The sequence below is a fragment of the Sinomicrobium endophyticum genome (genome assembly GCF_052983315.1).
The window spans coordinates 68,024-80,981 of the sequence record NZ_JBRKIS010000066.1; the positions used below are offsets into that span (position 1 = coordinate 68,024).

Below are 12,958 nucleotides of genomic sequence, written 5' to 3' on the forward strand. Positions count from 1 at the left end.
ATTTGGAAACAACTACCAACCGTAAAAATTATACACCGTTACGAGTTTTTCTATGGCCCCTTTTCTTACTCTGTGCGACGGTCTCTTTTGCACAGGAAGAAAACGGAACCCAGGAGCAGGACTCTGTTAGCAGTACAGGAGCAGTGCCGGGGGAGATACGTCTGAAAGTCCCCGAGAGCATCTCTTCCATGTACACCTATGATCCGGTTATGGATATGTATATCTATTCTTCGTCCATAGATGGTTTCAATATAAAACATCCCGTTATTCTTACCCCCGAACAGTTCCGGGAACTGGAACGGAAAGATAGTATGAAGCGTTATTTCAAACAGAAAATGGATGCTATCTCCGGGCAAAAAGAAGGTAGTGAAGAAGCACAGAAAGACCTCTTACCAGATTTTTATGTAAACTCCGGTTTTTTCGAATCCATTTTCGGAGGCTCTAATATCGATATCGTTCCGCAGGGCTCTGTGGCTGTAGACCTTGGAGTGCTGTATAACCGAAATGACAATCCTTCCTTTTCCCCGAGGAACAGAAGCACCGTAACTTTCGATTTTGACCAGAGGATAAGCATGAGCCTACTCGGAAAGATAGGTGAAAAATTAACCGTAACAGCCAATTACGACACTCAGGCCACCTTTGATTTTCAGAACCTCATAAAACTGGAATACGAACCTACCGAAGACGATATTATCCGGAAAATAGAAGTAGGTAATGTGAGCATGCCGCTCAACAGCTCCCTTATAACAGGGGCTCAGAGTCTCTTTGGTGTGAAAACCGAATTACAGTTCGGTAAAACCCGGGTAACCGGAGTGTTTTCCGAACAACGGTCCGAGACCAGGTCGGTTGTGGCGCAGGGAGGGGGAACAGTAGAGGATTTTGAGCTTTTTGCCCTCGATTACGATGAGGACCGCCACTTCTTCCTGTCCCATTTTTTCCGCGACCAGTACGATGCCGCTCTGGCCAATTACCCCTTTATCAATAGCCAGGTACAGATTACCAGGATCGAAGTCTGGGTAACCAACCGCGGGCAACGTATAGATAACATCCGTAATATAGTGGGGATACAGGATTTGGGAGAAGCCGATCCGCAGAATACCAGGATCAACACCAATGCTCCCGGCGGGTTTTTTAATCCCGGTACGGGAGGATTACTACCCAGGAACGGAGCCAATGACTACGATCCCAGGGAAATAGGAGGTTCCTCCGTGCTTACCGAACAGATACGGGACGTAGCCACCGTGAGGTCCGGTTTCGGAGCCGTGAGTTCCATGGTAAACCAGGGATATGATTACGCGATACTGGAAAATGCCCAGAAACTGATACAGGGAACAGATTTTACCTTCGACCCCAAGCTGGGCTACATTTCACTGAACCAGAGACTGAGTAACGATGAAGTACTTGCAGTAGCTTACCAGTATACCTATCGCGGACAGGCTTACCAGGTAGGAGAGTTTGCCAATGACGGGGTAAATGCCACCGAGTACGAAACCGGGGCCAACGGCCAGGTCATAGCGGTAAATAATCAAACCCTTGTGGTAAAACTGCTTAAAAGTAACATTACCAATGTGTCCGATCCCATATGGGACCTGATGATGAAAAACATTTATGCCACAGGGGCCTATCAGCTTAGCCAGGAGGATTTTAAACTGAACATATTGTACCGGGACCCTTCACCCGTAAACTATATAAAACCGGTGGAAGAGTCTTCATGGCCTTCCGGGTTACAGGACAGGATACTTCTCAATGTATTTAATTTCGACAGGCTGAATGCTTATAACGATCCGCAGAACGGGGGGGACGGTTTTTTCGATTACCTTCCGGGGGTAACCATAGCGCCGCAGACAGGGCGCATTATCTTTACCAAGGTAGAACCCTTCGGAGACTATCTGCACACCTTGCTCGGCGGGGGTAATTACGATCAGCCGGATTCCTATAACCCCAACCAGAATAAATATGTCTTCCGGAACATGTATGCCCTTACCAAGGCTGCAGCCCTGGAAGATTCCGATAAAAATAAGTTCCAGCTTAAGGGAAGATATAAATCGGAAGGCGGGGACGGTATACCCATTGGGGCATTCAATGTGCCGCAGGGGTCTGTAAAAGTTACTGCCGGCGGAAGAAGATTGCAGGAAGGTATAGATTTCACGGTGAATTACCAGACAGGGACCGTACATATCCTGGACGAAAGCCTTCGGGCATCTAATATCCCGATAGAAGTTTCCGTAGAAAATAATGCCATATTCGGGAGGCAGACCAGGAGATTTGCAGGAGTGAACATAGAGCATCAGTTCAATAAGAACTTTATGCTCGGGGCAACCCTGCTGAATATGAGCGAAAAGCCGCTGACCCAGAAAGCCAGTTACGGACTGGAACCCGTAAATAATACCATATTCGGTGTTAACGGTAATTTCTCTACCGAACTCCCTTTCCTGACACGCTGGGCGAATAAACTCCCCAATATAGATACCGATGTGCCATCCAGCCTGTCCGTAAGAGGTGAAGTAGCTTACCTGCTTCCCGGTTCACCGAAGAACGATAATTTTGACGGGGAGACTACCGTATATGTGGATGATTTTGAAGGAGCGCAGACACTCATAGATATGCGGGCACCCCTGGCATGGTCTCTTGCCAGTACACCGCTCGAATTTGTACCGGGAGGAGAACTCTACGGGAATTCGCCGGATGACCCGGATAATCTTAGAAACGGTTATAACAGGTCTAAAATGGCCTGGTATACCATAGACCCCATATTTTATACATCGCAGAAACCTTCGGGGATAAGTAATGACGATATTTCCATAAACCAGACCCGCAGGATATTTATAGACGAAATATTTCCGGAAGTGGACCTGTCGCAGGGAGAAACCACCGTACAGGCAACCCTCGATCTCGCTTATTACCCAACCAGCAAAGGACCGTATAACAACAGCCCGGGAGCGGATTTTGAAAGCCTTCCCTCCGAAGAGCGCTGGGGCGGGATCATGAGAGGACTTACCAGCACCAACTTCGAACAGGGAAATGTGGAATACATCCAGTTCTGGGTTCTGGACCCTTATGTGGAAGGTACGGAAAATGGTATGGGGGGAGAACTCGTTTTCAATCTGGGTAACATATCCGAAGACATACTCAAGGACGGAAAAAAACAATATGAGAACGGGCTTCCCGGAGTTGGGAGCAACGATCTGGTTTCCCGGACTTCCTGGGGGCAGGTGCCCTCAGCACAATCGCTCGTTTATGCCTTTGACGCCGATACGCAGAACAGGACATTACAGGATGTGGGTTTCGATGGATTGGACGACGCGGCGGAAGCGGCTGTTTTTACCAACAATCCCGGCCCCGACCCTGCCCTGGACAATTATGAGTATTATGTCAGTGCCAGCGGAAGTATCCTGGAAAGATATCTCAATTACAACAACCCGCAGGGGAACTCTCCCGTAAATGTAGGGAACAATAACAGGGGGTCTACCACAGAACCCGATGTGGAAGATGTGAACGGTGATGGTACTATGAATACCATAAACAGCTATTACGAATACCGTATCCCGATAAAACCCAACATCCAGAGATCCGACAGGTATGTTTCCGATATTAAGGACGTAGAACGGCAAATGCCGAATAACAGGACTGTAAGGGGCAGGTGGATACAATTTAAAGTTCCGGTGAAAGAATTTGATAATGCCATAGGAGGGATTTCCGATTTTCGTTCCATGAGTTTTATGAGGATGTATCTTACGGGCTTTAACGAAGATATCGTACTTCGTTTCGGAACGCTCGACCTCGTAAGGGGAGACTGGAGGACCTATACCCGGAGCCTGCAACCCGAAGAGGATTCCAATCCCGAAGACGACGGTACAACGGTAGACGTAAATACCGTAAATATAGAAGAAAACGAACAACGAACCCCGATACCTTACCGGTTGCCCCCCGGAGTAATACGTGAGCAGCTAACCAACAATAATATGATAGTACGGCAGAACGAACAATCTCTTTCTTTTGCCGTGTGTGACCTGGAAGGAGAAGATTCCCGTGCAGTATATAAAAACGTGGAGATGGATATGCGGCAGTACAAACGGCTGAAAATGTTCCTCCATGCAGAAGCCTATAAGAATAATCCGTTGAGAGATGGTGAACTGGTTGCTTTTCTGCGACTGGGGACCGATTTTTCGGAAAACTTCTACCAGGTAGAAATTCCACTGGAAGTTACCCGTCCCGGGGCATCCACTTCAGAGGAGGTATGGCCCGAAATAAACAATATGGATGTGGCGCTGAGCCTGTTTTCTAAAGTTAAATCGGAGGGAATAGCCAATTCCACACTTTCGGAGCTGGTTTTTTACGATGCCGAAGGAAATCGTGTACAGGAATTTGATCCCAGGGCATCCGGAGAACTCCGGGTGGGGATAAAAGGTAACCCTTCTCTCGGTAGTGTAAGAGCAATTATGGTTGGGGTGAAAAACGTTACCGGTAACCGGATATGCGGAGAAGTATGGTTTAACGAACTGCGTCTTTCTGAACTGGATAATAAAGGCGGATGGGCCGCCACTGCCCAGATAGATGCGAATGTGGCCGATTTTGCCAACCTCTCCGCTACGGGAAGCATGAGTACTTCCGGTTTCGGAGCCATAGATCAGAGGCCCAATCAAAGAAGCAGGGAAGATATCGTGCAATACGGTGTAAATACCAATGTGAATTTCGGACAGCTTCTCCCTAAAAACTGGGGAATACAACTACCGTTCAATTACAGCGTTGCTGAAGAGCTCATCACGCCCGAGTTCGACCCGGTTTATGAAGACCTTAAACTGCAGGACAGGATAAACGCAGCAACGACCAAAGCAGAAAAAGATAACATCCGGCGGCGCGCCGAAGATTATACCAAAAGAAGAAGTATAAACCTTATCGGGGTGCGGAAAAACAGGGGAGAAGAACAAAAACAACGTGTTTACGATATAGAGAACTTCACCTTCAACTATGCGTACAACGAAGTGAACCACCGGGATTATGAGGTCGAAGATATGCGGGACCAGAGGGTTCGGACCGGGTTTGTCTATAACTATAATTTCAAACCGACACAGGTAGAACCTTTCCGGAAGAACGATTCCATTCTGAAAAGCAGGTACTGGCAATGGCTTAAGGATTTCAATTTTAACCCGCTTCCCACGAATATCTCGGTTAACTCCAATATTACCAGGAGTTTTAATGAACAAAGGTTCCGTTCGGTAGACCTGGAAGGGATAGACCCCGGAGAACAGCTTGAGCTACCGACCCTGCAACAGCGCAACTTCCTTTTCGACTGGCAGTACACCATAAATTACAACATTACCAAGTCACTCCGGTTGAACTTTACCGCGTCCAATTATAATATTGTGAGAAACTACTATGATAAAGATGAAGATAACAATACGATTGTACGGGAAGAATTCGGTATCTGGGACGGTTTCTGGAATACCGGCGATCCCAACAGGCATACCCAGCAGTTGCAGTTAAACTATGAATTACCTTTTGATAAAATACCCTTCCTGAATTTTATAGAGGCCAATTATACCTATACCGGTGATTTTGACTGGCAACGGGGAAATGATGTTATTAACGATATCGCCGGGGAAAATGTAAATACGATACAAAATGCTTCCACACATGTTCTCAATGCCTCTATGGGAATGGAGCGTTTTTACAGTTACCTGGGACTTAAGAAAGAAAACCGTGAGCAACCCGTAAGAAGAAGGCCTGCACTGAATGCCGATAAAGATAATACCGAAGAACAGGAACAAGAAAAGAGTTCCCGGCTGGCCAATGCGGGGATAGACCTGCTTACTATGGTAAAGCGTATAGATGTAAGTTATACGGATAACCGGGGTAAAGTGTTGCCCGGGTATACCGAATCTATAGGTTTTATAGGAACGCTCAGGCCGTCCTGGGGATTTGTTTTCGGTAGCCAGTCCGACATACGTTATGAAGCTGGCAGAAAAGGGTGGTTAACCCGTTTTCCGGATCTCAACCAGCAATATATGGAGAGGAACAGCAGCCAGTTGAATATAACCGCCAATGTTGAGCCTACTCCGGACCTCACCATAGACCTCGTGGCCAACCGGCAGTATGCCGATAGCTATACGGAGAACTTTTCGATCAATGACCTGGGAGATCAGCAGTACGAGTACGAAAGCCTGCTCGGAAATAAATACGGGGACTTTTCCATCTCTACGATCTTAATAAAAACTGCTTTCAGTAAGAGCGATGAAATGAATTCCGCCACTTTCGAGGAGTTTCGTCAAAACCGGAGAGAAGTAGCTAATCGCCTTGCAGTACAACGGGGAATTGATATTGCCGATCCGGATAACCTGGACGATGAAGGATATCCCAAAGGGTACGGAAAAAATAATCAGGCAGTATTGTTGCCTGCCTTCCTCGCTGCTTATACCGGCAAAACTGCAGACAAAGTAAGCCTTGGGGCTTTTCGCGATGTGCCCATTCCCAACTGGACACTTAAATATACGGGGCTCATGCGGCTCGATTGGTTTAAAAACCGTTTCCGGCGATTTTCCCTGGGACATGGTTACAGGGCCAGCTATAGTGTAAACTCTTTCCGGACCAACCTGGAATACAGCCGGCAGAATCCGGACAAGATCGATCAATCCGGCAATTTTATGAACGAGTTGCTCTATACTAACGTCACACTCGTAGAACAGTTCAACCCGCTGGTCCGTGTCGATTTTGAAATGAAGAATTCCGTTAATATACAGGCAGAAATAAAAACCGACAGGGCATTATCCCTTAGTTTTGATAATAATCTGCTTACCGAAACCACGGGCAAAGAGTACCTTCTGGGATTGGGATACCGCTTTAAGGAAGTCCCCTTTACTACCAACATCGGCGGAATAAGGCAGACTCTCAAAGGAGATATCAACCTGAAGGCCGACCTGTCATTGCGGGATAATATTACGATCATCAGAAATCTCGACCTGGATAATAACCAGGTAACTTCCGGCCAGACCATATGGAGTGTGAGATTTACGGCAGATTATGCCTTGACCAAGAACTTTACCACCCTGTTTTTTTATGACCATACCTTCTCTAAATACGCGATTTCCACCGCATATCCGCAAACCACTATACGATCCGGTATAACATTGCGTTATAATTTTGGAAATTAGCTGGAATGTGTCGAAAAATAACCGGCTTTCACAGGTGTTCCGTTATACGGCATACGCATGAGGCCGGGTAGCGGATACTTTATTGATAAAGTAAGGGATATAAAGGAGCAATACGGATATTTTAACGCAGACAACTTTTGGATTAAAATACTTTAAAAGTTACATTTGTCGCAAAATAATACCTAACACATTATTCAAATGAACATACCATCTGACTTAAAGTACACCAAAGACCACGAATGGGTTAAAATAGAAGGGGATATCGCCACTGTGGGGGTCACGGATTTCGCACAAAGCGAATTGGGAGATATCGTATATGTAGAAGTAGAGACCGTAGACGAAACCCTGGACAGAGAAGAGGTGTTCGGTACGGTAGAAGCCGTAAAAACCGTATCCGATCTGTTTTTACCACTTTCCGGAGAAATAATTGAGTTTAATACAACTCTGGAGGAAGAACCGGAAAAGGTAAATTCCGATCCTTATAACGATGGCTGGATGATAAAAATAAAGATGAGCGATCCTTCGGAAGCAGATGATTTGTTGAGTAGTGAGGCGTATAAAGAACTGGTTGGAGCATAGAAGGAAAGTATTTTTAATACTAGCAGTCGGATGGGTGGTAGCCGTTACTATTTTGAGTCTGGTCCCCCCTTCGGACCTGCCTTCCGTATCCTATCCCCATCTGGATAAGATAGTGCATTTTATTTTTTACTACATTTTTCTTATCTTGTGGTATTACGCACTTCGGGGAGAAAATACCTTCGGGCCGGTAAAAAAGAAAGCAATAATTATATCTTTTTTTATAGCTTTTGTGTATGGTACGGTTGTTGAGGTACTACAGCATACCATGGGTAAAGGCCGTTCCGGGGATGTCCTGGATGCCTTGGCCAATACGACCGGAATGATTTGTGGTATTTTTACGGTCATTATTGTTAATGCCGTAAATAAAACTATAAAAAGGACAAATTAGTTGCTTTCATTTCAAATAAATAATTAAATTAGCGACCGATAAAAGTTTTGAAGGAGCAGGTGCGGCAGGTAAAACACTTGGAAAAAGTGTTGAATTTGTTTTGATAGACAAATAAAAAGTAAACCAAAAGATAAAATTTGAATCAATGGAACCTAAAAAGAATCCAAAAGCCGATCTCACCAGGAACAGCGGCCTCTATTTTGCGATAGGGATGGCCGTGGTGCTGTTTCTTACCTGGCGGGGATTGGAATGGAAACAGTATGAGAAGGACGAGGCATTCACTTATAAGATGGATGTGGATGAAGAACTGGAGGAAGAAATTCCGATCACGGAAATGCTGAAAACGCCACCGCCACCGCCACCGCCACCCGCAGCGCCCGAGGTAATTGAGGTTGTCGAGGATGATGAAGAAATAGAAGAAACAGTTATCGAATCTACCGAAACAAACCAGGATGAGGTTGTAGAAGTAGAAGAGATCGTAGAGGTGGAAGAGCCGGTAGATGTGGATGTACCTTTTGCCGTAATTGAGGATGTTCCCGTATTTCCCGGATGTGAAGATGCTAAAGACAAAAGGGCTTGCTTCCAGGAAATGATGCAAAAACACATCCGTAAACACTTCCGTTACCCGGAAATTGCCCAGGAGATGGGAGTTCAGGGTAGAGTAGCCGTAATGTTTACTATCGATAAAGACGGAAGTATTAATAACGTAAGACTTCGTGGCCCGGACAAAAACCTGGAAAAAGAAGCAGAGAGAATCATAAGCAAGTTGCCGAAAATGACCCCGGGGAAACAAAGAGGCAGAGCGGTAAGGGTTCCATTCAGTATACCGATTACTTTCCGATTACAATAAACTGCATAAGCATAATATTAGAGAAGCCTGTTCGTATAGAACGGGCTTTTTTTTTGTTTTTTTAGAGGTAACAGCTTGTTGCATAAAGTGTTTCCCGTTCGGGGACTCTGGTACGATTGTTGAGAAGGTCTGATTAACACTGCAAAAATGACGTCAATACCTGCAGATAGTAATTAACCTTAAACTTTATTGTATGATACCAAAGAAGAACCCGAAAGCCGATCTGGCCCGGAACAGCGGGCTGTTTTTTGTCATAGGAATGGCAATAGTGTTATTTCTTACCTGGAAAGGTATGGAATGGAAGGAATATGACAAGACGAAATATATAGCGGACAATTTATCCGTACCGGAACAACCGGAGGAAATAGATATACCGGTTATCCGGTTAAATACACCACCCCCTCCGCCACCTCCGAAAGTAATAGCGGATAAAATCGTTCTTGAAGAAGACGATTCGGATACAAAAGATTCTAAATTAATACCTATCGAAGATAGCTTTGATGATCCCGTAGATGTGGATGATATCCCCGTTATAGACGATCCTGTTCCGGATGAGATGATATCTATTAACCTGGTAGAAAATGTACCTGTGTTCCCCGGATGCGAGAATGCAGAGGATAAACGTAAATGTTTCGAAGAGAATATGATGCGTCATATCCGGAAAAATTTCCGTTATCCGGAACTGGCAAAGGAAAGAGAAATACAGGGAAAAGTTTATGTGAACTTTGTTATTGACAAAGATGGCAATATTACCGGTATACAGATGCGGGGGCCGGATAAAAGCCTGGAAGAAGAAGCGGCACGTATCATAAATAAACTTCCTAAAATGACTCCGGGAAAACAGGGAAACAGGGCTGTCCGGGTACCCTTCAGCATTCCTATTACGTTTAAATTACAATAGAGAAAGACGGGTAAAATCCCATTTGTAAAGCGCAGGGAGATGTTTTGTTAAAAATTTTCAAAATAAAAAAAGAAATCATTACATTTACATCTGCATGACTACCCTGGTTGAGTAGTGATAAATATTTTTCATAATCAGATAGAGCCTTTCGGAACTCCGGAAGGCTTTTGTCTTTCATTTCCGCCTTCGTTTGCCAAAGGTATTTTTTCTGTTTTTTTCCACTATATTTGAAAAGATACGATTGCCTGGATACTAAGAGACTGTCTAAAATTTTTGTCAAAAATACCATGTCCGGTACTCAAAGAACAATAGGTGAGCATTTTCGGAATAATAGTGAGGATTTATGATGATCTTTAACCCGTATGAGAGCCTTCTTATCATTACATCCGTTTTGGGAACAACTTTTTGTTTTAACCTGGTTCTCTATTTCGGATATCATAAAAGGGCCGCCTATCTTTTCTTTGCTTTTTACTGCCTTTTCCACATTTTTAAGATATATCTGAAAATTTTTCCCGAAGAGGAAAAACTTATACCTTTTATTCCGCTGACAACAACGGATTATATTTACCTGTCCGTATTGCTGGGGATGGCTTCGTTAAATATTTTTTTGTTATATCACTTTGCCCTGCCGTACAAAAAACATATAGTGATACTACTTATGGGGACCTCCGCTATCTCCTTTTTCATTCTAAAAGAAAACGTCTATATTTTTATGAGCCTTGGAGGTGCGCTCCTTCTGACCTTGTGGGCCCGGAACAACAATAGAGAGACCGGGATTGTTCTGTGCGGGGTTATAGTTTTTTCAATATGTGTTATACTACGGGTTTCGGGATATATGCCTTACGGTTATTTTATAGGGATTATTTTTTTTATTTTTTGTATGTTTTTGTCGGTGGGGATAGAACTTTCCAGGCAACAAAAAGAACATAGGCAGGTCTTATTGAGATCCTCCCGGCTGGAGAATCAGTTGTTGAAAAAAAGTATTCAACCCCATTTTCTTTTTAATTCCCTTACCTCTTTACAGGAACTGATGGAGACCGATCCTGTAAAGGCAGGTGTTTTTCTGGAGGATATATCCGGAGAATTTGAACTGTTCTCGGAAATATCCCATAAAAAACAGATACCGGTAAAAGACGAACTGAAGCTGGTACGGCATTATCTCGGTATTATGGCGGTTAGAAAAAATGTGGTGTTTGCCCTTAATACCAAGAATCTGGACGAAGAGAAAAGCATCCCTCCCGGAGTTTTTCTTACCCTGGTGGAAAATGGAATTACACATGGCTATGAAAACCGAAACTCCGGTAATTTCACCATAAGTGAAGAGAGAGGAGTGAACTATCGGCAATATGTAATCTCCAATGACGGCACCGGCGATGATATCATAAAAGAGAAAGGCATGGGAATTCAATACGTAATTTCCAGATTGGAGGAATCCTACGGGAAGAAATTCGATTTTTCGTCCTATCCATGTCCCGGCGGATGGATGTCTGTAATAAAGATCTTTTTATGATACGAATTTTGATTTGTGAAGATGAAGTGTTGATATCCAATCGCTTAATGCGGTTTGTTCGGGAGGTTATTGCGGATCAGGTACAAATCGACAGGGTTTATTCTGTCGGAGAAGCAGAAACCTATCTGAAGAACAACGAAATTGATTTACTTTTTCTGGACCTGAACCTACACGGGAGAGACGGGTATGAGGTATTGGAGAGTTTTATGGCAGGACCGTTTCATACCATCGTTGTTTCCGCATACACGGATAGAGCTATCGAAGCCTATGAGTACGGTGTGATGGATTTTGTCGGAAAACCTTTCAAAAAAGAACGCATAGCTAAAGCCCTTAATCGCTACCTGGAAGGGATTCCGGTACGGGAAAGAAGCTTAAAACAACTGGCGGTAAAAGGTAAGGCAGGGCTGGAATTCATAAATATGAAAAGTGTTAAGTTTATACAAGCCGCTGGAATTTATGCCGAATTGCATTTGTATGACGAAAGAAAAAAGCTTTATGACAAGCCGTTGAGCCAACTTCTGAAAATATTACCGGACGACTTTCGCCGGGTGCATAAATCTTATGCTGTTCGTATTACGGAAATACTATACGTAGAGAAAAGCGGACCTAATAATTATGTACTTATCCTGGAGAGTGGGGATGAAGTGCCTTTGGGAAGAAGCAGAAAAAAGGAAATACTTAAGCTTTTGTCGCTTGATTAACATCCTGAATATTACAGTTCGGAAGCCTATATTACACTTTACAAGTTTACACCTCCTTTTCCGAAAGGTTTTCTTTTTCTTTGGTTTTTGAAATAAAAGCGACCCAAAAACAGAGACATATGAAAACAACAATAATTCTGGCAGGCTTCATATTAATGAGTATGATACCTTCCTACGGACAAAACAAGGTGTTTGCCTTTTTTGAATACGATATCCGTGCAGATAAGAAAGAAGCCTTTGTAAACGGATATGCACGTGACCTGGAATGGCAGAAGACGCAGGGAGATGACTGGTCGTGGGTGGGCTGGTTTATACTTAACGGAGACAGAAGAGGCCGTTTTGTCGATGCCACTCCAAATCACACATGGAATGATTTTGATAACTGGAAGGTGGACGGAGCAGAAAATTCAAGACTCAATCAGATCCATTGGTTGCCCTACGTGGAAAACCCTTCCGGATCATATAAAGAGATAATGGATTCGTATAGTAACTACAATCCGGATTGGTATAAGAGCAAGTATCTGCAGGTGTATTACATTTATACTCCCGGTGTGTCCGGGGAGAAGATGAGTCAATATCTCACCAGGATGACACCGTGGTTAAATGAAAAACTGGCAGGAAGACCTTTTGTCTGGATGAAAACCGTTTCTGGCGGAAACCCGGGGATATATATACTCTTCGTAGGATTGGACAAAATAGAGGACCTGAAATTATGTGATGCCATCTTTCAGGGAGAAGTTTCCGCAAATCAATTAAAAGGATACGAAAGTGTAGCAGGGAATATAGAGTCCGAACTATGGATGTACGATTCCGGATTAAGCCTGTTCCCTGATCCGGAAAAATGATGAATGAATACAGCATACGACATCAAAGGCCGGAGA

General features: G+C 44.1%; 8 protein-coding genes. All 8 read left to right on the top strand.

Features of this window, described 5'->3' with window-relative positions:
* The first annotated feature begins 2 nt into the window (after positions 1–2).
* The 8 genes from sov (at position 3) to ACVBDU_RS22770 (ending at position 12,922) form a co-directional block, all read left to right on the top strand.
* A complete protein-coding gene (sov, locus tag ACVBDU_RS22735; RefSeq protein ID WP_447181964.1) occupies positions 3–7,148 on the top strand; it encodes a T9SS outer membrane translocon Sov/SprA in 7,146 nt (2,381 codons plus the stop codon).
* Positions 7,149–7,346: 198 nt separating this feature from the next.
* Positions 7,347–7,727: a glycine cleavage system protein GcvH gene (gcvH, locus tag ACVBDU_RS22740; protein WP_447181965.1), complete on the top strand. Its 381-nt coding sequence runs from the start codon at positions 7,347–7,349 to the stop codon at positions 7,725–7,727.
* Positions 7,717–8,115 carry a VanZ family protein gene (locus ACVBDU_RS22745; protein WP_447181966.1) on the top strand — a complete coding sequence of 133 codons (399 nt, stop codon included), beginning with the start codon at positions 7,717–7,719 and terminating at the stop codon, positions 8,113–8,115. The genes gcvH and ACVBDU_RS22745 overlap by 11 nt, the downstream gene beginning before the upstream one ends.
* A gap of 145 nt (positions 8,116–8,260) precedes the next feature.
* Complete coding sequence (locus tag ACVBDU_RS22750) at positions 8,261–8,965, top strand: energy transducer TonB (protein WP_447181967.1); 705 nt, start codon at positions 8,261–8,263, stop codon at positions 8,963–8,965.
* 193 nt (positions 8,966–9,158) lie between these two features.
* Complete coding sequence (locus ACVBDU_RS22755) at positions 9,159–9,866, top strand: energy transducer TonB (protein ID WP_447181968.1); 708 nt, start codon at positions 9,159–9,161, stop codon at positions 9,864–9,866.
* A gap of 343 nt (positions 9,867–10,209) precedes the next feature.
* Positions 10,210–11,376 carry a sensor histidine kinase gene (locus tag ACVBDU_RS22760; RefSeq protein WP_447181969.1) on the top strand — a complete coding sequence of 389 codons (1,167 nt, stop codon included), beginning with the start codon at positions 10,210–10,212 and terminating at the stop codon, positions 11,374–11,376.
* The gene (locus ACVBDU_RS22765; RefSeq protein ID WP_447181970.1) at positions 11,373–12,077 is read left to right on the top strand and encodes a LytR/AlgR family response regulator transcription factor; all 705 of its coding nucleotides are present in this window, start codon (positions 11,373–11,375) and stop codon (positions 12,075–12,077) included. Before ACVBDU_RS22760 ends, ACVBDU_RS22765 begins: the two co-directional genes overlap by 4 nt.
* Before the next feature lie 119 nt (positions 12,078–12,196).
* Entirely contained in the window at positions 12,197–12,922 is a 726-nt protein-coding gene (locus ACVBDU_RS22770) for a hypothetical protein (protein WP_447181971.1), read from the top strand.
* Positions 12,923–12,958 lie beyond the last annotated feature (36 nt).

Coding starts and splice junctions, on each gene's coding strand:
- gcvH (WP_447181965.1), top strand. CDS start 7,347: ATGAACATACCATCTGACTTAAAGTACACCAAAGACCACGAATGGGTT.
- ACVBDU_RS22750 (WP_447181967.1), top strand. CDS start 8,261: ATGGAACCTAAAAAGAATCCAAAAGCCGATCTCACCAGGAACAGCGGC.
- ACVBDU_RS22755 (WP_447181968.1), top strand. CDS start 9,159: ATGATACCAAAGAAGAACCCGAAAGCCGATCTGGCCCGGAACAGCGGG.
- ACVBDU_RS22760 (WP_447181969.1), top strand. CDS start 10,210: ATGATGATCTTTAACCCGTATGAGAGCCTTCTTATCATTACATCCGTT.
- ACVBDU_RS22765 (WP_447181970.1), top strand. CDS start 11,373: ATGATACGAATTTTGATTTGTGAAGATGAAGTGTTGATATCCAATCGC.
- ACVBDU_RS22770 (WP_447181971.1), top strand. CDS start 12,197: ATGAAAACAACAATAATTCTGGCAGGCTTCATATTAATGAGTATGATA.